This is a genomic window from Allocoprococcus similis, from assembly GCF_054660775.1.
Genome location: NZ_BAAHSG010000001.1, coordinates 14,303 through 37,695 on the forward strand (window position 1 = coordinate 14,303; position 23,393 = coordinate 37,695).

At 43.0% G+C, this 23,393-nt stretch carries 18 protein-coding genes, 1 tRNA gene and 2 pseudogenes; 5 read left to right on the forward strand and 16 right to left on the reverse strand.

Going from position 1 to position 23,393, the window contains the following annotated elements; translation table 11 throughout:
- Nucleotides 1–9 precede the first annotated feature (9 nt).
- The 11 genes from ACYQ5K_RS00125 to murB form a co-directional block, all read right to left on the reverse strand.
- On the reverse strand, nt 10–243 hold the full coding sequence (locus ACYQ5K_RS00125) for a hypothetical protein (RefSeq protein WP_173687347.1): 234 nt from the start codon (nt 241–243) through the stop codon (nt 10–12).
- Between the two features lie 317 nt (nt 244–560).
- A complete protein-coding gene (locus ACYQ5K_RS00130; protein WP_173687346.1) occupies nt 561–1,016 on the reverse strand; it encodes a DUF1700 domain-containing protein in 456 nt (151 codons plus the stop codon).
- Between the two features lie 261 nt (nt 1,017–1,277).
- Nucleotides 1,278–3,392 carry a glutamine synthetase III family protein gene (locus ACYQ5K_RS00135; RefSeq protein WP_173687345.1) on the reverse strand — a complete coding sequence of 705 codons (2,115 nt, stop codon included), beginning with the start codon at nt 3,390–3,392 and terminating at the stop codon, nt 1,278–1,280.
- A gap of 205 nt (nt 3,393–3,597) precedes the next feature.
- A complete protein-coding gene (locus ACYQ5K_RS00140) occupies nt 3,598–5,718 on the reverse strand; it encodes a glutamine synthetase III family protein (RefSeq protein WP_173687344.1) in 2,121 nt (706 codons plus the stop codon).
- A gap of 152 nt (nt 5,719–5,870) precedes the next feature.
- Nucleotides 5,871–6,737, reverse strand: coding sequence for a class II fructose-1,6-bisphosphate aldolase (gene fba / locus ACYQ5K_RS00145; RefSeq protein WP_173687343.1), 867 nt, complete (start codon nt 6,735–6,737; stop codon nt 5,871–5,873).
- Between the two features lie 40 nt (nt 6,738–6,777).
- Nucleotides 6,778–6,849 (reverse strand) — tRNA-Glu (locus tag ACYQ5K_RS00150).
- A gap of 96 nt (nt 6,850–6,945) precedes the next feature.
- Nucleotides 6,946–7,842 (reverse strand): diacylglycerol/lipid kinase family protein, encoded by an 897-nt coding sequence (locus tag ACYQ5K_RS00155; protein ID WP_173687342.1) that lies wholly within the window; start codon nt 7,840–7,842, stop codon nt 6,946–6,948.
- Between the two features lie 122 nt (nt 7,843–7,964).
- Nucleotides 7,965–8,228, reverse strand: coding sequence for an HPr family phosphocarrier protein (locus ACYQ5K_RS00160; protein WP_117558570.1), 264 nt, complete (start codon nt 8,226–8,228; stop codon nt 7,965–7,967).
- Nucleotides 8,225–9,184 (reverse strand): DNA-binding protein WhiA, encoded by a 960-nt coding sequence (whiA, locus tag ACYQ5K_RS00165; RefSeq protein WP_173687341.1) that lies wholly within the window; start codon nt 9,182–9,184, stop codon nt 8,225–8,227. Before whiA ends, ACYQ5K_RS00160 begins: the two co-directional genes overlap by 4 nt.
- Before the next feature lie 8 nt (nt 9,185–9,192).
- Nucleotides 9,193–10,074 carry an RNase adapter RapZ gene (gene rapZ, locus ACYQ5K_RS00170; protein ID WP_459777150.1) on the reverse strand — a complete coding sequence of 294 codons (882 nt, stop codon included), beginning with the start codon at nt 10,072–10,074 and terminating at the stop codon, nt 9,193–9,195.
- A gap of 2 nt (nt 10,075–10,076) precedes the next feature.
- Nucleotides 10,077–10,988 carry a UDP-N-acetylmuramate dehydrogenase gene (gene murB, locus ACYQ5K_RS00175; RefSeq protein ID WP_173687339.1) on the reverse strand — a complete coding sequence of 304 codons (912 nt, stop codon included), beginning with the start codon at nt 10,986–10,988 and terminating at the stop codon, nt 10,077–10,079.
- A gap of 288 nt (nt 10,989–11,276) precedes the next feature.
- On the opposite strand from murB, the gene ACYQ5K_RS00180 reads away from it, so the two are divergent.
- Together ACYQ5K_RS00180 and pckA are read left to right on the forward strand one after the other, a co-directional pair.
- Complete coding sequence (locus tag ACYQ5K_RS00180) at nt 11,277–12,569, forward strand: HlyC/CorC family transporter (RefSeq protein ID WP_173687338.1); 1,293 nt, start codon at nt 11,277–11,279, stop codon at nt 12,567–12,569.
- A 286-nt stretch (nt 12,570–12,855) separates the two neighbouring features.
- A complete protein-coding gene (pckA, locus tag ACYQ5K_RS00185) occupies nt 12,856–14,460 on the forward strand; it encodes a phosphoenolpyruvate carboxykinase (ATP) (protein WP_173687337.1) in 1,605 nt (534 codons plus the stop codon).
- A 546-nt stretch (nt 14,461–15,006) separates the two neighbouring features.
- Here pckA and ACYQ5K_RS00190 read toward each other — a convergent pair.
- Nucleotides 15,007–15,696: a hypothetical protein gene (locus tag ACYQ5K_RS00190; RefSeq protein WP_173687336.1), complete on the reverse strand. Its 690-nt coding sequence runs from the start codon at nt 15,694–15,696 to the stop codon at nt 15,007–15,009.
- A 390-nt stretch (nt 15,697–16,086) separates the two neighbouring features.
- Between ACYQ5K_RS00190 and ACYQ5K_RS00195 the strand changes: the two genes are divergently transcribed.
- Together ACYQ5K_RS00195 and ACYQ5K_RS00200 are read left to right on the forward strand one after the other, a co-directional pair.
- Entirely contained in the window at nt 16,087–17,040 is a 954-nt protein-coding gene (locus tag ACYQ5K_RS00195; RefSeq protein ID WP_173687335.1) for an N-acetylmuramoyl-L-alanine amidase, read from the forward strand.
- A gap of 172 nt (nt 17,041–17,212) precedes the next feature.
- Nucleotides 17,213–18,148 (forward strand): Rpn family recombination-promoting nuclease/putative transposase, encoded by a 936-nt coding sequence (locus ACYQ5K_RS00200; protein WP_173687334.1) that lies wholly within the window; start codon nt 17,213–17,215, stop codon nt 18,146–18,148.
- A gap of 165 nt (nt 18,149–18,313) precedes the next feature.
- Here the strand turns inward: ACYQ5K_RS00200 and ACYQ5K_RS00205 are convergent, their stop codons facing one another.
- The 3 genes and pseudogenes from ACYQ5K_RS00205 to ACYQ5K_RS00215 form a co-directional block, all read right to left on the reverse strand.
- Nucleotides 18,314–19,963, reverse strand: coding sequence for a glycoside hydrolase family 43 protein (locus ACYQ5K_RS00205; protein WP_459777151.1), 1,650 nt, complete (start codon nt 19,961–19,963; stop codon nt 18,314–18,316).
- A 90-nt stretch (nt 19,964–20,053) separates the two neighbouring features.
- Nucleotides 20,054–20,540 (reverse strand): annotated as a pseudogene (locus ACYQ5K_RS00210) (glycoside hydrolase family 5 protein); the annotation flags it as partial.
- Between the two features lie 150 nt (nt 20,541–20,690).
- Nucleotides 20,691–20,903 (reverse strand): annotated as a pseudogene (locus ACYQ5K_RS00215) (FadR/GntR family transcriptional regulator); the annotation flags it as partial.
- 194 nt (nt 20,904–21,097) lie between these two features.
- Between ACYQ5K_RS00215 and ACYQ5K_RS00220 the strand changes: the two are divergent.
- Entirely contained in the window at nt 21,098–21,880 is a 783-nt protein-coding gene (locus ACYQ5K_RS00220; RefSeq protein ID WP_178024784.1) for an HAD family hydrolase, read from the forward strand.
- A gap of 592 nt (nt 21,881–22,472) precedes the next feature.
- Here ACYQ5K_RS00220 and ACYQ5K_RS00225 read toward each other — a convergent pair.
- On the reverse strand, nt 22,473–23,339 hold the full coding sequence (locus ACYQ5K_RS00225) for a phosphatidylserine decarboxylase (RefSeq protein WP_173687332.1): 867 nt from the start codon (nt 23,337–23,339) through the stop codon (nt 22,473–22,475).
- Nucleotides 23,340–23,393 lie beyond the last annotated feature (54 nt).

The following is a 23,393-nucleotide window of genomic DNA, read 5'->3' on the forward strand; positions in this document are numbered from 1 at the left end:
TTGCACTTTTTAATACTTGTCACTTTCGTTATGGCAGGACTTTGAGCTGTCATATGCATTACGATCTGATTCATATGCATTCTTTGCATTCCGGTTAGTCATATTCTTGCCGGATGCATTTTTATTGCCTGAATTTTTATTTGACTGGTTCTTGCCGGATGCATTTTCATCATACGCATTCTTGTTGGATCCATATGAATTTTTGTTTGTACTGTTTTCTGAAGCATTATAATTTTTTGCCATTGATAATTCCTCCTGACATTTTTTTTGTACAAACATAGTATCTATCCTTTTCGTATTTTTATACATTTTTATTTTTTTCTTGATTTTCAAATCGGTTTATATTATACTTTGTCGTGTAGAGATTTATTTTCTACAACCCCTTATTAATTATTTATACTCCCCTCAAACGCTCGATAGCTCCCCTATCGGGCGTTTAACGTTATATAGACAGATTCTTTTCATGTACTTGAACCTAACATATAGAACATATAACCAAAAAGCCGGAGACATAAGCTTCTTTCCATTGCAGAAGAATCTTATACCTCCGGCTTTTTTAATTACCATCGCCTTCTCAGCATTCTGACCAGCAGTATGATCACCAGAAGAGGGATCAGTACCGGTGCGATCAGGCTTACAATCCCGCTTATCACCGCAAAGATCACAACGATCACAGCCACAACCACAAGAATCAGCAGAAGTTTCTTCCACCAGCTATCCAGGCTCCACACATGGATATTGCTGCTTCCTTCTGTGCTGCTGTTGTCTCTGTAGGTCCTTCCATCCGAATCATAGATCACATCTTCTACACTTTCTTCTCCCTGCGCATCCACGATCGTTTTCGCAAGAATCCACGGATCTCCAAGTTCCGCCAGTACCTCACTCTCCGTTCTTCCTTTTCTGATCTCATCATCAATATACTGACTATAGTAGTTCAGATTCTCCTGCAACACCTGTGGTGTCACACCGGAAGAAAGTTCAATTCTCAGTTTTTCAAGGAACTCTGCTTTCGTCATCTTTCTTTCTCCTCTATTCTCATCATTTCATTGTTTATAATTATATTCCGATACAAAAATGTGCCTTGGCACATTCCCGCGCCTGTGATCGTTGCCTGCGACATCTTCCCTGTATCACAGTGCACATCCCGCCGAAGACTTTCTATATCCGGAAATACATTTCCGGATACAGAAAAGAACCTCAGACTTAGAGTAGCATAATTTCTGCTTCTTTCCAAGTCTAAGGTCCTTAAATTTCTATAAGTATTTTATATGTATTTTCTAAACTTCAAATAAAAGATCTCCGTAAGAAGGCATTGGCCATACTTCTTTATCCACGATCATTTCCAGTTCGTCTACCGGTGTACGGAGTCCTTCCATAGCCGGAACTACACTGAAGTGATAGAATTCAGACTGTACTTTTCCTTCTTCTTTTCCTGCTGCTTCTTCTGTGACTGCTTCCAGTTTCTTAAGGGCAGCCTTTGTTTCTGTCAGAAGTCCTGAAATGTCAGCGAGCATTTCTGCCTGTACAGATGCATCTGCTCCGGCTTCTTTTACTGCAAGAACCGTATCTGCAAGCTCTTTTGTATATTTTACAACTGCAGGAATGATCTGTTTTGCAGCAATATCGATCATAGCCTTTGCTTCGATATTGATTGCCTTTGCATAGTTCTCATATTTGATCTCTGCACGGGATTCCAGCTCTGCCTTGGTAAATACACCAAATTTTCCGAACAGATCTACCGCTTTTTCAGTCGTCAGTGCCGGGATTGCTTCTACCATGGACTTGATGTTCGGAAGTCCTCTCTTTTCTGCTTCAGCTACCCATTCATCAGAATATCCGTTGCCGTTGAAGATAATTCTCTGATGATCTGTCAGATATTCTTTGATCAGGCTGTGTACAGCTGTATCAAAATCATCTGCTTTTTCCAGGACATCGCATGCCTCTGCAAATGCCTCTGCTACGATTGTATTCAGTACTACGTTTGGTCCTGCAATGGAATCGCGGGAACCTACCATACGGAATTCAAATTTATTTCCGGTAAATGCAAATGGTGAAGTTCTGTTTCTGTCGGTTGCATCCTTTGTAAGATCCGGAAGGGTTGTTACGCCTGTTTCCAGCTTTCCACCATTCAGGCTGTGTGTTGCCTCACCTGTGCTGAGGAGCTGTTCTACAACGTCCTGAAGCTGTTCACCAAGGAAGATAGAGATGATTGCCGGCGGTGCTTCGTTTGCTCCAAGTCTATGGTCATTTCCCGGATCGGCAGCCGATTCACGAAGCAGGTCTGCGTGTACATCAACGGCTTTCAGGATACATGCCAGTACCAGAAGGAACTGTACATTTTCATGAGGTGTCTTTCCTGGATCCAGCATATTGATTCCGTCATCTGTTGTGATTGACCAGTTGTTATGTTTACCTGATCCGTTGACTCCTGCAAACGGTTTCTCGTGAAGCAGACATTTCAGTCCATGCTCGCATGCTACCTTTTTCAATGTCTTCATGATGATCTGGTTGTGATCTACTGCAATATTGGCCTCTGCATAGATCGGTGCGAGTTCGTGCTGTGCCGGTGCCACTTCGTTGTGCTGTGTCTTAGCTGCAACACCAAGTTTCCATAATTCTTCGTTGACATCTTTCATGTAAGAAGCAACTCTCTGACGGATTGTTCCAAAGTAGTGATCGTCAAGCTCCTGTCCTTTCGGTGGCATTGCTCCGAAAAGTGTACGTCCTGTGTAAATAAGGTCTTTTCTCTGTAAGAATTTCTTTGCATCTACAAGGAAGTATTCCTGCTCCGGTCCTACAGAAGGTGTTACTTTCTTTGATGTTGTATTTCCGAACAGACGAAGCAGTCTGATGGATTCTTTGTTGATTGCTTCCATAGATCTGAGAAGCGGTGTTTTTTCATCCAGCGCCTCACCTGTGTAAGAGCAGAATGCTGTCGGGATGCAAAGGATTGCTCCGGCTGCATCTTTTCTTACAAATGCCGGTGATGTACAATCCCATGCTGTATATCCTCTTGCTTCAAATGTAGCACGAAGTCCTCCTGACGGGAAAGAAGAAGCATCCGGCTCTCCTTTGATCAGTTCTTTTCCTGAAAAGCTCATCAGAACCTTTCCGCTTGGAAGAGGAGCTGAGATGAAGGAATCATGCTTTTCAGCAGTAACTCCTGTCAGTGGCTGGAACCAGTGTGTATAATGGGTTGCACCTTTTTCGATTGCCCATTCTTTCATCTCATGCGCAATTACATCTGCAGTCTCAAGATCCAGCTCTTTTCCTTCTTCAATTGTCTGTTTTAATTTTTTGTATACTTTTTTCGGAAGTCTCTCCTGCATTACTGCATCGTTAAAAACATCTTCGCCAAAAATTTCTGCCACGCTTAACCATTCACTACTCATAATTACCTTCCTTTCTCTAACGCAAAAAAACGAGGAAGCTCCACTTTGTGGAACTTCCTCGTTCATTGTGATCTCTGTTATTTAAGATACATTTACGATACTCTTTTTTCTTTCAAATTTCAAGACCAATTTTTTAATTTGTGTATATTTTCACAAAACTTCATGAGTTTTCAACTTCTTTTTCAACATTTATACCAGTCACTTCTTAGACCTCGAACAGCAGATCTCCATAAGAAGGCATCGGCCACATATTCTTGTTGACGATCATTTCCAGTTCATCCACTGGTTTTCTTAAAGCTTCCATTGCCGGTACAACTTTCTGCATGAAGAAGAATGCCTGTTCTTTTCCTTCTGTCTCCGGTACTTCTGCCACAACAGTTTCCAGTGCTCTGAGTGCTTCTTTTGTGTCTTTCAAAAGATCAGCCGACTGTACAAGAAGCTCTTCCTGTACGCCTGTATATGCTGCAGTGCATGCCTGTTTTACCTGGTTGATCGAATTAGCCAGCGAAGTTACATACTGGATCACAGCCGGGATAATATGCTTGCTTGCGATATCGATCATGGAACGTGCTTCAATGTTGATTGCCTTTGAGTATGCCTCATATTTGATCTCTGCACGGGATTCCAGTTCTGCACGGCTGAATACATCGAATTTTTCAAACATTTCAACCGCATTGTCATATGTCAGGCATTCAATAGACTCTACCATGGTCTTAATATTCGGAAGTCCTCTTCTTTCGGCTTCCTTCACCCACTCATCAGAATATCCGTTGCCATTGAATACGATTCTCTGATGTTTGGATGCATATTCCTTGATCAGATCATGGACTGCAAGATCAAAATCTTCTGCTTTTTCGAGTACATCGCAGGCATCAGAGAAGGACTCAGCCACGATTGTATTTAATACTACGTTCGGTGCTGCCACCGAGTCTCTGGATCCTACCATACGGAATTCAAATTTATTTCCTGTAAATGCGAATGGTGAAGTACGGTTTCTGTCAGTTGCATCCTTTGCAAAATCCGGGAGCGTACTTACACCGGTATGTAATTTGCCGCCTTTTAAGCTGTGTGCAGCTTCTCCGGTATCAATAAGCTGTGCAAGCACGTCTTCAAGCTGTTCTCCGAGGTATGCGGAAATAATTGCCGGCGGTGCTTCATTTGCTCCAAGTCTGTGATCGTTTCCTACGTCAGAAGCAGATTCACGGAGCAGGTCTGCATGCAGGTCTACTGCACGGAGAATACAGGTCAGAACCAGAAGGAACTGAATATTATCATGAGGTGTCTTTCCCGGATCCAGAATGTTGATCCCATCATCTGTAACCAGCGACCAGTTGTTATGCTTTCCGGAACCATTTACACCTTCAAACGGCTTCTCATGAAGCAGGCAGTGAAGGTTATGACGATATGCCACTTTCTTCAGCGTCTCCATAATCAGCTGATTATGGTCAACTGCTACGTTGCACTGTGCATAGATTGGTGCAAGTTCATGCTGACCAGGCGCTACTTCGTTGTGCTGTGTCTTTGCAGATACCCCCATCTTCCAGAGCTCTTCATTAACATCGGTCATAAATGCTGCGATTCTCTCGCGGATCGCACCAAAGTAATGATCGTCCAGCTCCTGTCCCTTCGGAGGGTTTGCACCGAATAAAGTACGTCCTGTAAATACAAGGTCTTTTCTCTTAAGATATTTATCTCTGTCTACCAGGAAATATTCCTGCTCAATTCCAACAGAAGGTGTAACCTTCTTAGAAGTTGTATTTCCAAACAAACGGAGCAGACGAATAGACTGCTTGTTAATTGCTTCCATTGAACGAAGAAGCGGTGTCTTCTGATCCAATGCTTCTCCTGTGTAAGAACAGAACGCTGTCGGGATATAAAGGATCGTTCCTTTTCCATCCGGGTTTTTCTTTACAAATGCAGGGGATGTACAATCCCACGCTGTATAACCTCTTGCTTCAAATGTGGAACGCAGTCCTCCTGACGGGAAGGAAGATGCATCCGGTTCTCCTTTGATCAGCTCTTTTCCCGAAAACTCCATCAGAATCTTTCCATCTGACTTCGGTGCTGAAATAAACGAATCATGCTTTTCAGCTGTTGCTCCTGTAAGAGGCTGGAACCAGTGCGAATAATGAGTGGCACCCTTTTCAATCGCCCACTCTTTCATCTCATGTGCAATAACGTCTGCTGTTGCAGCCTGAAGCTCTTTACCTTCTTCGATCGTCTTTTTCAGCTCTTTGTAAGTCTTCTTTGGAAGTCTTTCCTGCATAACAGCATCATTGAAGACGTTTTCTCCAAATATTTCTGCTACACTAATCCATTCGCTCATCCCATGTACCTCTCTTTTCTACTACTCATTTTCTACTACTCATACAAAACGGTCGTTTTTTGATTCAAATAAAGGAGTCTTGCACTTACGCAAAACTCCTTTTATACCGTTTTCTTCGGACGCCTTTGTCCATGATATTATCAAAAATCAGACTATTCAGCTTTTCCGTCAGAACCGAACAGAATCATTTTCTCTTTTACTTTTTCAACGATTGCATCTGCACCCGGTTTCAGAAGTTTACGTGGATCGTATCCTTTTCCTTCAAGATCTTTTCCTGCTTCAATGTATTTGCGGGTAGCTTCTGCGAATACCAGCTGACATTCTGTATTAACATTGATCTTAGAAACTCCAAGGTCAATTGCTTTCTTAATCATATCATCCGGAATTCCTGTACCTCCGTGAAGTACGAGCGGAAGTTCTCCTGTGAGCTCCTGAACTGCTGCAAGAGTCTCAAAACTGAGTCCTTTCCAGTTTTCCGGATATTTCCCATGGATGTTACCGATACCTGCTGCAAGGAAATCAACACCAAGGTCTGCGATCATCTTGCATTCCTTAGGATCTGCGCATTCGCCCATTCCAACAACACCGTCTTCTTCTCCACCGATAGAACCAACTTCCGCCTCGATAGAAAGTCCTTTTCCATGGCAAAGTTTAACAAGTTCTGTAGTCTTCTCAATGTTTTCTTCGATCGGATAATGAGATCCGTCAAACATAACTGATGAGAATCCTGCATCTATACATTTCAGGCAGCCTTCATAGCTACCATGATCAAGATGAAGTGCAACCGGAACTGAAATGTCCATTTCTTTGATCATTCCATTTACCATTCCTACAACTGTTCTGTATCCAGCCATGTATTTTCCTGCACCTTCAGACACACCAAGAATAACCGGTGATCTTAATTCCTCAGCTGCAGTCAGAACTGCTTTGGTCCATTCAAGATCGTTGATATTAAACTGTCCTACTGCGTAATGACCTGCTTTTGCTTTTTTTAACATTTCTGTTGCTGAAACTAACATTTTGTATTCCTCCACTTCTCTGTTAAAGGCTTTTATAGGCTGACCCCCAGGGGAATCGAACCCCTGATTCGACCGTGAGAGGGTCGCGTCTTGACCGCTTGACCAGGGGGCCAGATGTACGTTCATTAGCCGTCTTGCTAACTCACTTGCTTAGTATAGCGTACTTCTTTTCATTTGACAAGCCTTTTTTTTATTTTTTATTGCTTTTTTACTGCTCCTCTTCCGGAACTACGATTTTAAGTGCCTGCTTCGCATTCTTGATGCAGACGCTGTCATGCTCCCCACCGAACTCTCCATCCAGCGTCCACGGGATCTCTTCCACTGATTCAAAATGGATCTCACCTGTCTTAAATGAATAAATGTGCTTCGTATTGATCTGGCTGCTCAGAAGTGCCCCGATGATCTCCTGAAGCGCGATCGGGTTCTTCGGTGTCCGGATCAGGGTAACCTCAAATTCTCCGTCATCAAAGACTACATTCTTCCCGATCATATTACGGAAACCGCCTACAGATCTGGAATTCGTCACCATACCATAAATAAATTCGTCCTCGATCGTTTCACCGTCATGTGTCACTTTTAATTTATATGACGGGATATCAAAAATTCTGGTTGCTCCTTCCAGCACATATGCCAGATGTCCCAGAACATTCTTCATTTCCTGCTTTGTCTCATAAGATACATCCGTGAAGAGTCCGAATGCTGCAATGTATACGAACACATCTCCGTTAAACCGTCCGATATCACAAGGGAATTCTGTTCCCCCTGCTGCTGTACTTGCCGCCTGGAGAAGATTCTTCGGGATATGGAGACTGCTTGCAAAGTCGTTGGTCGTTCCTGTCGGTATGTAGCCGATCGGAATCTTTTTTTCTCTCTTCATCATTCCGGTTACGACCTCATCAAGTGTTCCGTCACCACCACTGCAGATCACACGGTCATACTCCTCTGTAAATGTCTTTACTTTATAATAAGCGTCTTTATATTTCTGCGTCGGATATACAACCACTTCATATCCTGCTTTTACAATAATGTCAATAATATCAGAAAGCTTCGGTTTTAAAAGTCCCTTTCCTGCATTCGGATTATAAATAAACAATGCTTTTTTCATACGTCCGTCCTCCTGTTATCTGTTCTTTTCTCTGTAAGGCCTTGTCCCCACAGCTCCTTACGGATACATGCATTATAGCATAAAGAGCCTGCTTTTGGCAGACTCTTCAAAGTTTTATGCAATTATCTGTTCTTAACGTTCACAAGAAACCTTTCGATACCAGCTGCTGCTTCCTTTTCATCTGTTCCGTTCGCAACAACGGTGATTTCCTCTCCCGGCAGCAGTGTCAGACTCATCATCCCCATAATGCTCTTTGCATTGACTTGCTTCTGGTCAACTTCGATATACACCGAACTTGAATACTGACTAGCTTCCTGAACAAGAAGTGCAATCGGTCTGGCGTCTAATCCCTCGGACAATTGAATCTTAACAGGTTTTTTGATCATAATGTTCCTCCTTGCTTAGCCCTTATCTCTTCCGCCATTTCACTTAACTTGCGCAATCTGTGGTTCACTCCGGACTTGCCTACCGGATTTTGCAGAAGTGCGCCTAACTCTTTTAAAGATGCCTCCGGATATGTAAGTCTTGTAAGGGCCATGTCCTTCAATCCTTCCGGCAGCTTATCGAGTCCTTTTGTTTCCTCAATATACCTTATATCTTCGATCTGCTTTACAGCAGCGGAAACCGTTTTATTGATATTCGCAGTCTCGCAGTTCACTTTTCGGTTCACCGTATTCCTCATATCTTTCAATATGCGGATATTCTCCAGCTCCATCAGTGACTGATGTGCCTCCATCACATTCAGCACATCCACGATCTGAGCTCCTTCTTTCAGATAAACCACAAATGATTTCTTCCTTGATACAATCTTTGCGTCCAAAGCAAAGCATCTCATTATCTTCTGAATCTGCTGTGCTTTTCCCATCGACGCACAGACAATTTCAAAATGATAGGATTTCTCCGGGTCGCTCATGGATCCTGATGCAAGAAAAACGCCTCGCAGGAAAGCCCGCTTACAGCAAGTCTCCTGAATCACGACATTCTTTACTACAGAAAGCTCTTCTTCCACCTCTCCATAAGGATTGATCAGCTTTGCCGCCTGAAGAACCCTGACAGCATCTTCGTGTTTTTTTACAACTATATAATAGTAGCTGCTGCCTTTTTCCCGGTTCACCCGAATAGCGATATCAACCACTATATTAAACGTTCTTCTCAATAAAGTAAAGCTTTTTCTTGCAACTGCCAGATTTTCCGTATGAATCTTAAGTGCCGCATGACCTCTGCTGTCGATCATGACAGCCCCGCACATGCTGATGATCGCTGCAAGTTCTGCAATCTGGCAATGCCTTGCAGGACTTAACTGGCGCGATATTTCTTCTTTAATATTTCCAGAAAAAGACATACTATCACCTATTTTGCTTTCGTAATTGCATCTTTCTCGATATCACGATGCTCTTTTCTTACACCGTACTCTTTCTCTGCCACAGACAGCCGTTCATACAACTCATTGGCAAGTGTCACGGAGCGGTGTTTTCCGCCGGTACATCCGATTGCGATCACAAGCTGGTTCTTTCCTTCTGCAACATAATTCGGAATCAGGAACTCAGCCATGTCGACCAGCTTCTTCAGGAATTCTTTGGAAATATCGTTGTTCATCACGTAATCCCTGACCGTTTTGTCATTGCCACTCTGCGGGCGAAGTTCATCAATATAATACGGATTCGGAAGGAATCTGACATCAAATACCAGATCTGCATCACTCGGAATTCCATATTTAAATCCGAAAGATAGCACGGTAATGTACAGATTCTTGTATTCTTTATTCTCGGCAAAAATACGGTTCAGTTCACTGCGCAGCTCCCTGGTCAGCATCCGGCTTGTATCCAGGATATAATCTGCCCTTTCTTTTAAAAAGGCAATCTTCTTACGTTCTTTGGCGATCCCGTTCTCAATTCTTCCACCCTTTGAGAGTGGGTGATTCCTTCTTGTCTCTTTATATCTTTTCACCAGTGTATCGTCATTCGATTCAAGGAAAAGAATCTCCAGTGGTATCTTGGCTTTTTCAAGTTCGTCCAGAACCTGATCCAGTGCACGCAGATTCTGGCCACTGCGGATATCAAGCCCCAGAGCGATTTTCGTGATCTCACCATTTGGAACGATCAAAAGTTCTGCCAGTTTTGTCATTAAAGGAATCGGCATATTATCCACACAAAAATATCCCATGTCTTCCATCATTTTCAAAGTTGTACTTTTCCCTGCTCCGGACATTCCCGTTACAATTACGAATCTCATCCCTAAAATTCTCCTATTTGTTTCACTTCCGGTTCCATCGTAACACCGGTATCTTCTTTCACTTTCGCTGTTACCTGCCGGATCAGCTCCATCACATCAGCCGCCGTCGCATTTCCTTTATTGATCACAAATCCACTGTGCTTTTCAGAAACCTGTGCTCCACCTATTGTAAATCCTTTCAGTCCACTGTCCTGGATCAGTTTTCCTGCAAAATATCCTTCCGGACGCTTAAATGTGCTGCCTGCACTCGGATACTCCAGTGGCTGCTTCGATACCCGCTTCTGACGGAGATCATCCATCTGCGCTTTTATTTCTTCTTTTTTGCCTTCTGTAAGCGAAATCACGGCACCCAAAACGATATATCTTTTCTCCGGGATAATGCTTGTACGGTATCCGAGTCCCAGTTCTTCTGCCGGAAGCTCCATGATCTCGCCCTCTTCTGTCATAACCCTGACACTTGTCAGTACATCCTTCATCTCTCCGCCATACGCGCCGGCGTTCATCACAACCGCTCCGCCAAGCGTTCCCGGAATACCTGCTGCGAACTCAAATCCGGTCAGTGCTGCATCAAGTGCTGCATTTGCAATCTGCGCAAGCGAACATCCTGCCTGCGCCGTGATCTGATTTCCTTCTACCTGAAATGTTCCCATACTCTTATAAAGCTGGATGATCGCTCCTCTGAAGCCTTTGTCTCCAACCAGAAGGTTGCTTCCATTTCCTACTATATATATAGGTATCGAAAATTCCCGGCATACCCGGACTGCCGCTGTCAGTTCCTTTTCATTCGATGGCATGATAAAATAATCTGCCGGACCACCGATCCGGAAGGTTGTATGCTTCTTCATCGGTTCATCCTTCTGTACTTTGGATGCATCGATCACATTATACAAACATGTCTCAAAATTCTGTTCCATTTTCTTCTCCTAGTATCTATAAATATTCTATGCCATTCTTCTTTTTTTATTTAACAGGAAATTGCCATTGGCCCTCCCGCCAAATAGAAGTTACTACGTGCCAAAGCACGTTTTAATATCATCCTCTAATGATGTAAGTGTCAAAAGTAAATTTTGACACTTACATCATATAATACACCAAAAAATATGCAAGTTCAACGCGCTCTTGCAAAATTAAGAGAAATGCGATATAGTAGGGCATAACATAGAAATTTTATCATTATTTTCAAAAAGGAGTGATTTTTAACTGTGGACTCGAGTGTCTCGCAAATACTTATTTTGCTAGTCCTGCTGCTCTTATCCGGCATATTTTCGTCCGCTGAGACAGCACTTACAACCTACAATAAAATCCGGATGCGTGCCCTTGCAGACGAGGGTAACAAGCGTGCCAGCGCCGTACTTGCCGTAACTGAGAATTCAGGCAAAATGCTTAGCGCGATTCTCATCGGCAACAACATTGTGAATACTGCCGTGGCATCCCTTGCCACCACAATCGCATACCGCCTCGGCGGAACTGCCGTTGCAATTGCAAGTGGTCTCATGACCCTTCTCATTATCCTTTTCGGGGAGATTACCCCGAAGACGATGGCTACCATTCACGCCGAGAAGATGGCTCTCTTTTACGCACCGGCTATCAATATTTTCATGAAGATCATGACTCCGTTTATCTTCATTGTAAACGGCCTCTCCACCGGTCTTCTGATGCTTCTCCGCATTGATCCGAATGCCAAAGACAATACCATGACCGAAGCTGAACTCCGAAGTGTGGTAAATGTCAGCCATCAGGACGGCGTGATCGAATCAGATGAAAAAGAGATGATCTACAATGTGTTTGATCTCGGTGATGCCATTGCCAAGGACGTCATGGTTCCCCGTGTCAACGTAACTTTTGCTGATATTGACAGCAGTTACGACGAACTGATCGACCTGTTCCGGGAAGACAAATTCACCCGTCTTCCGGTTTACCAGGAAACAAAGGATAATGTTGTCGGAACGATTAATATGAAAGATCTTCTTCTTTATGACAGTAAGAAAAGTGAGTTCCAGATTAAAGACATTCTCCGTGAAGCCTACTTCACTTATGAATACAAGAGCATTTCCGAGCTTCTTGTTGAAATGCGTCAGGCCTCGTTCAATATCGCAATTGTCCTGGATGAATACGGTGAAACATCCGGTCTGATCACCCTGGAAGATATTCTTGAAGAGATTGTTGGCGAGATCCACGATGAATATGATGAGAATGAAGAAGAAAATATCAAAGCGGTAGGCGAACACGAATATATTATTGAAGGTTCTACCAATCTTGACGATCTCAATGATTCCCTGGATCTGAATCTGGAATCGGAAGATTATGATTCTCTCGGAGGCTTTATCATCGAAAAGCTGGACCGTCTTCCAAAAGCCGGTGACTCCGTTTCCACCGAAGACGGAATCCGTATGGTCGTAGAAAAGCTCGACAAAAACCGGATTGAGACAGTTCATCTGTATCTTCCGGAGAATTACCGCGAACATACGTCTGACTCGTTGGAAAATGACGACTAAGCAGACCTCCCGGGAAGAAATCCTGACAGATTTTTTCTTTATATTTTGCAGGATATACAACAATTTCAGGGCAGTCCAAAGTGGGCTGCCTTTTTCTTTTTCGGATTTCGTTATTTTTTAAACAATTTTTTCAAGAAATATTGGTTTTTTATTGATTTTATTGCGTAATTATGTATAATTATGGTAAATGGGTGAAGAATTTTACTTCATCAGATGATAAAATCTGCGCTCACAGCTTTTATCATTTAACCATTTAACTAGAATTAGGAGAAAGAGGTTAATTGCAATGGCAGAAATCAATTTAAGCAAGTATGGTATTACTGGAACAACAGAAATCGTGCACAACCCTTCTTACGAATTATTGTTTGAAGAAGAAACAAAAGCAGGTCTTGAGGGATTTGAAAAAGGTCAGGTCAGCGAACTTGGTGCTGTGAACGTAATGACAGGTGTATACACCGGACGTTCCCCTAAAGACAAATTCATCGTAGTTGATGAAAACTCTAAAGACACTGTATGGTGGACTTCAGACGAATATAAGAATGACAACCATCCGGCTTCACAGGAAGCATGGGAAGCTGTAAAGGAGATCGCCAAGAAAGAACTTTCTAACAAGAAACTTTATGTTGTAGATGCATTCTGCGGCGCCAACAAAGATACACGTATGGCAATCCGTTTCATCGTTGAAGTTGCCTGGCAGGCTCATTTCGTAACAAACATGTTCATCAAACCAACAGCTGAAGAACTTGAGAACTTCGAACCAGACTTCGTAGTATACAATGCTTCAAAAGCAAAAGTTGAAAACTACAAAGAACTTGGACTTAACTCTGAGACAGCTGTTTTATTCAACATCACAAGTAAAGAACAGGTTATCGTTAATACATGGTACGGCGGAGAAATGAAGAAAGGTATGTTCTCTATGATGAACTACTACCTCCCACTTAAGGGGATTGCCGCTATGCACTGCTCAGCAAACACAGATCTGAATGGTGAAAATACAGCAATCTTCTTCGGACTTTCAGGAACAGGTAAGACAACACTTTCTACAGATCCTAAGCGTCTCCTGATCGGTGATGACGAACACGGCTGGGATGACAACGGAGTATTCAACTTTGAAGGTGGATGCTACGCTAAAGTTATCAACCTTGACAAAGAATCTGAACCAGATATCTACAACGCAATCAGACGTGACGCTCTTCTTGAGAACGTAACTCTCGATGCTGAAGGAAAAATTGATTTTGCTGATAAGAGTGTAACAGAAAATACACGTGTATCTTATCCGATTAACCACATTGAAAATATTGTACGTCCGGTTTCTTCTGCACCGGCAGCTAAGAATGTAATCTTCCTGTCTGCAGACGCTTTCGGAGTACTTCCGCCGGTATCTGTACTGACTCCGGAACAGACACAGTACTACTTCCTGTCTGGATTCACAGCTAAACTTGCCGGTACAGAACGTGGAATCACAGAACCTACACCAACATTCTCTGCTTGCTTCGGACAGGCATTCCTTGAACTGCATCCGACAAAATACGCAGAAGAACTTGTTAAGAAGATGGAAAAGAGCGGAGCAAAAGCTTACCTCGTTAACACAGGATGGAACGGAACCGGAAAACGTATCTCTATCAAAGATACCCGTGGTATCATTGATGCTATCCTGAACGGGGACATCTTAAATGCACCGACCAAGAAGATTCCTTTCTTCAACTTTGAAGTACCTACAGAACTTCCGGGAGTTGATTCAGGAATCCTTGATCCTCGTGACACATATGCTGATGCTTCTGAATGGGAAGAAAAGGCTAAGGATCTTGCTGCAAGATTCGTTAAGAACTTCGCTAAATACGAAGGAAATGCTGCTGGTAAAGCACTTGTATCTGCTGGACCGCAGGCTTAATATGCGATTTGAAGAATGGATGTGGGAGAGAGTTTCTCCTGCATCCATTTTTTTGTGTATACGATGAGCCAAGTGCAGATTTGTGCTTGCACAAGGATCTGCATTTGGCGAATGTACATCATCGAGCTGTCAAGCGAGATGGTGTACAAAGTATACCAATCGAGTAGGCGTCAGCTTACTCGATTGTGCGAAGGGACGAGGGAGAGGCTGCAATAACCTCATCTGCTTCGTTGCACTGACCACTCCGATGAGCCTCTTAGGGCGAAAATTGTGTCAGCAATGGCTTCCACAATTTTTGAGTCTCATCTCCGTAGTGCAAAATGTCAGCAGACGAGGTTATTGCAGCCTCTCCCTCTGGTTTTTCAAGACAAAACAGAATTGAATGATTTATGAGAAACAGAACCCACAGCCATCTTCGGGCTGTGGGTTCTGTTGACTGTTGAAGTTTGTTGGTTGCAGCTATTCTTTTCGTACTTTTAGAGTATGACGATAGTGTAATATCAACTACATGTATTTATGTAAAATATTTTTTTCTGCAGTATATTTCTACTTCTCTTCCGGTGGAAGTTCTTCCCCTGCCAGTTTTAGAATGTCGCTGATTTCATCTTCTGTGATGTCGAGAAATTCTTCTAATTCGTCTACGCTGACTTTACGTCCCATTTCTTCAGAAAGTTTTTTGATCTGTTCGTCAAGATCATTCACTTTTTCCACCATACGGTTATCCTGTTTTTTGGTTTCTTCCTGGGATTCTAAGAGCGCCTGCATGCTTTCTTTTGCCATACTTAAAAGCGCTTCCATATCGCCTTCATGCTCTTCCATAGCAAGCATAAGTCCCATGTTGCCTTCCTGAACGAGATCTCCGATGTAGATATCTGTTCTGTGCATCTCTTTTGCCATAGACAGAATTGCCGGAAGGAGTTCTTTTAACGGATCCCCCTCTCTTAAGCCTTTCAGATCCTGTTCGTAAAGATTTAAATAATCCTGCTCTTCCTGGGTATATCTGACTACATCCTCTGGTTTTTCTGCGTTCTTAATGGATCCACCGGCTTTGACGTAGCCTTTTACGATCACTTTTTGAGAAAGAAGGTAATCAAATACCAGTTCCATCTGTTCTTTCGACAAATTGTCTTCTGCAAAATATTCTTCGACTGTAGTTTTATCTGTTATGTTATTCTGGCTCGCGCAAAGTGCAAGGATTCCTGCCAGTTTTTCACGAAATTCTAATCTTTCTGCCATGTTTTGATTCTCCTGACTATTATAGAAATAACTATTCCGCAGTTTTGCGGTACAGAATAATCATAACATTATATTTTCAGGCTGACAATTTATTTTTCATCAGATGCTTTTTGTCTGATTATTTTGTTCGAGGTATTCGGCTATTTTTTCTAAGAGATATGTGCCGCCTGCTATGATTGTTGTGCCTCCGATGATTCCGATGATAAATGGTGCCATGTCTGTCATTCCTTCCGTTTGTTCTTGTGTGGGTTTCTTTTGACGGTTTTATTGTACTATTTATCGTGGAACGGAACTATCATGATTGGTTTAAATGTTTGTAAAATCTGCTTCTTTTCACCCTTTTCATAGATTCACATATATTATATAAAATCTATCTATCGAGGTATATCTATGCCTGTATCTATCATGCTCGATGCCGGTCACGGGGGACGTGATCCGGGAGCTGTGTATAATGGTCGCCAGGAAAAGGATGATGTACTGAAGCTGGTGCTTGCGATCGGAGAAATTTTACAGAACAGCGAAATTGATGTGGAATACACACGGACAACGGATATTTATGAGACACCTTTCCAGAAAGCAACAGAGGCAAACGAAGCCGGTGTGGATTTCTTCATATCGATCCACCGGAATTCCAGCCCGCTTGCCAATCAGTACATGGGCGTGGAAAGCCTGATCTACAATCTATCCGGCATCAAATATGAAATGGCGGAAAATATCAATGCACAGCTGGAAACAGTTGGGTTCAAAGATCTCGGAGTAAAGGCGCGCCCAAATCTGGTTGTCCTCCGACGCACAAAAATGCCGGCGATCCTGGTCGAAGTCGGTTTTATCAATTCGGATTCTGATAATACAATCTTTGATAAGAACTTTAATGATATTGCGCAGGCGATTGCGGACGGAATTCTGGATACCTTAGAAGAAAAGGGACTCTGGAAACCGGAGGGGGCAAGAAACAGTTCAACAGAATCGGAGTTTTCTGGTGATTCCCGTGAAAATTCTTCTGATGATGATTCCAACTCAGAATTCCCAGGCACCTCTGATTCTGTCGAGCGCACCATGCCAAATACCAATTCTCAGCCTCCTTCAAACTCTGAAAACCGTTCTACCGCTTCGACTGTAACCTACAGTGTACAGATAGGCGCATTCCGCAATCCAGCTTACGCCAGACGGCTTCTTAACGAACTTACAGAAATGGATTTCCCTGCCCGGATTGATGACAGCAGCCAGTATGACCGGGTTCTGGTCGGTCAGTTCGATGTATTGAATGATGCCGCCATGATGGAACGAAGACTAAAACAAAGCGGATATCCAACTGTGATTGTGAGCTTTTCTGAAGAAGTCTGATTGATTTTGTGGAAAATTCACAAATCATTCTAAGTACAAAAGTAATATTTACAATTTCGGTTAGTGTAGGAACGAAGGTATTCCACGCATAACGAGATTCTTCGAAATTGCTTTTAAAGTCAACGGATTTTATACTTATATACCAAACACAAAAAACAAAGGAGGAAATGATATGTCACTGAGAAATACAGCGAAAGCGGATATTGTCCTGAAAAATTTCTGGAAAGACAATGCTCACTTCGCCGATTTGTTCAATGCAGTTTTGTTTAACGGGGAACAAAAACTGCACCCGGAAGATCTGAAAGAAGCAGACGTAGATCTTTCATCTGTCCTGAAATTCAACGGACATTTAGAAACAATCCAGCGACTGAGAGATGTCGTAAAAAAGACAGCCTATGGAATGGATTTTGTAATCTGGGGTATTGAAAACCAACAGAAAATCCACTATGCAATGCCACTAAGACACATGATAGAGGATGCACTTTCATACTTAAAAGAGTATAATGAAATTGCAAAAAAGAATCTGGATGAAAAGACCACAAATACAAAAGATGAATTTCTGTCCAGATTCAAAAAGACGGATCGGCTTCATCCGGTAATCACTCTGTGCGTTTATTACGGAGAAAAGGAATGGGATGGGGCAACCAGTTTGAAAGAAATGCTGGAACTGCCTGACTATATGGAACGTCTTGTGCCTGATTATAAGATGAATCTGATACAGTTCAGAAACAGCGAAAATCTAAATTTCAAAAATCAAGATGTCCGGACAATCTTTGATGTAAGCCGGTTGATTTATAGCAAAAATTATGGCAAAATTACAAGTATCTACAAAGAACAAAATTTAACCAATGAGTTAGGAATTGTGATCGGAGCAATTACAGGCTCGCAAGAACTGATAAACTATGCAGCATCAGAAAAAGAAGGAGGTCAATTTAATATGTGTACAGCTTTAGATGAATTAGTAGAATCTGGAAAAGAAAAACTACTTACTGAAATGGTAAAAAAGAAACTTGCCAAAAACAAAACTCCAGACACGATCGCAGATGAACTGGAAACAGATCTTTCTGTAATCAAAAACATTATCGAAAAGATTGAGAAAAGCGCATAAACAATAACCCTCTCGTTTTTACAGGATGGTTATTTTTTCCATTGCACCATGTAGTCAATTAAAAATCTCATTTCATTAAAAAGATCCCGTATAAAACCACTGCCTAAGCAAGCCTTGATTTTATCAGGATCTTTTTTAGCATCTCACAAAGATACACTTACATTTCTATCTCGGCATCCCTTTCTCCTCATCCGCAACATACTCGAAGAAATCAAAATCCGCATAATGCTTATGCAGCACTCTGTCCGCACAGGTCAGTCCTACAAAGGTTCCTGTAAACTCACCGTATTTGCAGTATTCATCCGAGAATTTTGTTGTATCAAATGGTCCGCCGATTTTCACAAACTGCTCTCCGTCATAGCTCCACTCAAACCAGGACTTTCTCCCCTCAATATTCAGCCGCAGATAGATCGGTACATCCTCTACCGGAATACGGGTATTCAGAAGTTCTGTCTTGGTTCCATTTTCCAGATGGATGATGGAAAGTGCACTCTGTCCCAGTGTCTGGCTGTAATATTTACGAAGGTTGATGTAGTTCATGTTGTCATAATACATGATCAGTCCGGCGCTGTGCTGATGGGTTTCCGGCTTGAATTCCATTTTGGTTGTCGCCCGTGCATAGACGCTGGTCAGCTTTCTTGCCAGAATACTTACTTTGTTCAGAGAGGTTCTGGATTCCTGTCCACGGATTCTCACATAGCCTGGACGAGCCTTCACATCTGCAAATCTCTGCGGCATGATTCTCGGCGCATAGTACCAGTTGCCAAGCTCTTCTCCATCGAAATCATCAAAAGAAGGAATCTGCGGAACCGGGTACTCTGGAAGCCTGCTCTCTTCCACATACTCTTTTGCAAGATTGTCATCATCATACATCCGAAGCCATCCGTCTTCTGTCCACTTCATTTTCTGGATCGCAGTCTCACGTCCCAGTGTACAGCGCAGCTCCGGTGCAAATGGTCTTGCGCACAGATGGACAAGATATACTTCTCCAAGGGAAGTTTCCACATAGCTTGCATGACCGGATTTCTGAAGAACGCTGTCCGGATTATAATATTTCGGTTTCAGATGATCCGGATCCTGACGTTCATAAGATACGCCCGGTACACTCGTTACGATTGGGTTCATCGGATCGCCTTCATATGGTCCCCATACATTTTTTGACCGTCCCATGGTAACACAGTGATTGTATCCGGTTCCACCTTCTGCGCACATAATGTAATAATAACCATTTCTCTTGGTCAGATGTGGTGCTTCGATACATCCCCGGTCGGTTCCACCGTTCCAGATACGCTTTGGATATCCGATCACTTCCTGCTTCTCCGGTGAATATTCGATCATGCAGATTGCTCCCGGCTTCTCATAGCCTTCACGGGTCTCCCACTCCAGAGATACTACCCATTTTCTTCCGTCATCATCGTGGAACATGGAAGCATCAAATCCTGCTGAATGCAGATAGACCGGTTTGCTCCACGGTCCGCGGATGTCTTTTGCCGTAATCACATAATTGTCCACATCAAAGTATCTTGCGTTCATGGAATTCATCACTCCATATACGACATAGAACAGATCCTCCTGCTCGCAATAAGTCAGGCACGGCGCCCAGATTCCCTTTGCTGACGGAAGCTTTTTCAGATCGACTTCTTCGTCATCTGTCAGTACATGTATGTACAGTTCCCAGTTATTCATATCCTTGGAATGGTAAACCGGAATCCCCGGCATCCATTCAAATGTTGATACTGCTATATAATAATCGTCCCCTTTTCTGCAAATGCACGGGTCCGGGTTAAATCCTTTGAAAATCGGGTTATGAATCATGATTTCTCCTCCTATATGACCAGATGCCGTTCTCTTTTTCTCTGGCATCCCATTATCACCTTGCTATTAAAATCGGTCAGAACATTTCTGGCTTCCTGTATTCCATGCCGCAAGCTGCGCTTCTGCCACTGCCTGATAGATTTTTTTCTTTTCTTCATCACTTACGGAACTTTCCACTTCCCCGTCCAGACCATTCAATACGGACTGTCCTCCTTTGGTATCCCATCCACAAGCCAGAGAATTGAACAGGCACCATTCTCCGCAGATCACCGGGAAATATTCTTCCATTTCCTGAATATCTTTCTGAAAATGTTCTCTGATATAATTCAGATATCCTTCCATTGTCTGCTCGCAGCCATTTGCCTCTGCAACCATCAGATACTGATGGTTATCTCTCCGGTACCTTCATGGTTTCCCACATATTTTCTGTCACCGGTTCATTGATCACTTCAATTCCCCATAAGCCTTTTCTTTCCCCGTAACGCTCTGCCAGACGCTCCAGTACAGACAGGACAAATTCAACCTCTTCCGGATGCTTTGACCATTTACATACGCCGCAGATTCCTCCGTTGTCAAATGTCGCTTTTCTGCATGCCCAGGTTACAATTTCCGGTTCAATCATCAGACGTACATCAAACAGATCCAGTGCCAGCCTGTAACGATCCTCCACATTTCCAAAGCCCAGCACATCATTTTCCATATAACTGGTACTGATGACATAAGTCCCGTCTCCTCTGCGCACTTCCAGAACACCTCTTGTGACCAGACCTTTTACTGCCTCTCTTACCGTACTTCGTCCAACTCCAAACAATTCCGTCAGTTCGTATTCATTCGGGATCTTCTCGCCGATTTTTACCGGTTTATCCAGAATATATTTCATCAATCGGTCTTCTGTCTGCTGTCCCAGCGTCTGTTTCATTCCATTTTCACCCTTTTGCATCTGCACATCTCCGAAACCTCTTGTTTTTCTAAAATTTTATCATGCAATTTTTCCCATTTCAACTCTGCATTGCCAGTCTCTGGCATTTTTGCTATACTGTCGATGTAGTTTTACAACAGTGAGTGGCATAATTTGTTTTTTGACACTCACATCATTTTTATTAAGTACATTCAAATTTACTACTGGAGGTTATTATGATCAAATTAATTGCAAGCGATCTGGACGGCACTCTGCTCCACGATTATCAGCAGACTGTTCCGGAAGATATATACGATACCATAAGAGCTCTTCACGACAAAGGAATCCTCTTCACAGCTGCCAGCGGACGTCAGTATGCCAATATCCGCAGACTGTTTTCCCCTCTGGGCTTCGATATTCCCTATATCGCAGAAAATGGTTCCCTTTGCATTTATAAAGAAGAAGTCCTTGCCACCGGCCTGATTCCATCCGAGACGATCCGCCACATTCTGGACGTACTGATGGAATACCGGAAGATCTATCACACCGGACACTGTATCCTTTCTGTAAAAGATACTTATTACAGCGACTCAACCGATGAACGTTTCATTGATTATATGGAAAATGATATGCATAACATTGTTACCTACGTGCCGGATCTCTATGCAGTCAAAGAACCGATCATCAAAGCTGCTATCTGTGATTTTAACGGTACCCAAAATCTGGCACCATTCTTCCAGGAGCGCATCGGAAATGAAATCAGTGTCGTAACCTCTGCCGATCACTGGATCGACTTCATCGCACCAAACGCAAACAAAGGAAGTGCACTAAAAGTACTCATGAAAAAATTCGGGATAAAAAAAGAAGAATGCATCTGCTTCGGAGATCAGCAAAATGATATCGAGATGCTGAAGGCTGCGGGAACAGCGTATGTCATGGCAACCGGCCATCCTCTCGCCAAGAAGGCGGCGGATTACGTTGTGGACTCGCCTTTGCCGGTGATGCAGGGGTTGTTGTAGGTTGAAATGGGGGGACGCTCCATATAAAGAATTGGACTGGTAACTGTTTCGGAATATAAGAATCTCTAAGGCCACAGAAATTTATTAAAAGCATTCTGAAAAATCCATAACTCGCTTCGCTCAGACAGATGGATTTTTCAGAATAACATAAATTTCTGTAATCTAAGAGCTTCTAATATTCTTCCAAATGTTACCAGTCCAATTCTTTATATGGAGCTGTTTTTTCAAGACAGACAACTCCTGAATGATGGAGGGGCGGTGACTCCAGAACATAATGGAGAAAGTGCGCCTGTAACCCGAGGAGCGCTGGACGGCTGCGGAGCAGCCTGCAGCTAAATAAGCTAAACATTTTTCTGAAATGAACAGCGCAGCTGAATGTTTCCGTCTTGACGGCATTTGAGACTTTTAGGGAATCTTAGGTTTTGAGAAGATGCGTTAGGGGAAGAAATCCACACTGTCTGAGCGACAGCGAGTTTGTGGATTTCTTCCCCTGTTTTTAGCATCTTTTCAAAATTTTAGAGTCCCTTAATGCCTCAAGCCTGTCCGGCAAGATGGAAACATTCAGCTGCGCGTCCCTTTTGAACCAGCAAGCTTATATAACTCCCCCAATCCGTTCTCCCATCTTCACAATGGTTTCTGCTCCCTGCAGCGTGTTCTGGATCAGATCACTGTCTGGCAGCACTTTTCCCGGTTCCAGGAGCAGCACAACCGTTGAACCTCCGAATTCAAATCTTCCTTTTTCTTCGCCGCGTTTTACCTGGCAGCGTTCTTTTTTATAATTCCGGATCTTTCCGACCATCAGTGCACCGACTTCCATCATCAGGACGGTGCCGAGTTTTTCATTTTTTACAAGACAGTATTCTCTGCTGTTCATTTTGTAGATTTGGCAGATATCATTTGCGATCGGATTTACAGTGTGAAAAATTCCCGGAATCCTTCTCTGATAGGTCTTTTCTCCATCCGCCACGTAGCAGTATCTGTGGTAATCGTCTACTGTAAGACGGATCACTACCGCCCAGCCTCCCATATAATGTCTGGCAAGCTTCGCATCGCGGATCAGGCTGTGGGTTGTATATGGTGTATGTTTAATGAAGAATCGTCCGTTTTCGTGAATTGGATAGACACTCACCTTCCCGTCACATGGACTGATCAGTACGGTATCTTCCCTGTTAACCGGGCGTTCCTCAGCTTTTATTTTCCTGGTAAAGAAATCATTATAGGAATCAAATTTCTGTTTTTCATATTTGTTCAGATCGATCCCGTGGGTTCTGGCAAATAGTCCGGCAAAAACAGCGGATACTTTTGTATTCAACAGCTTCCCTCCAAGTCTGGATACTGCCGGTAAAAGAAGTGGACGCATCAGAATTCTGGTTGCCGTATGGGTATAAGCAACTTTCAAAAGCTTATCCTGTCCGGTTGTCTTTTTTATCCGATGGCCTTCTCTGTCCATATAATCCATTTTTCTACCTCCTGTCCGTCTTATCCATGCCTGATAATGCAGCTGTCAGGCAGA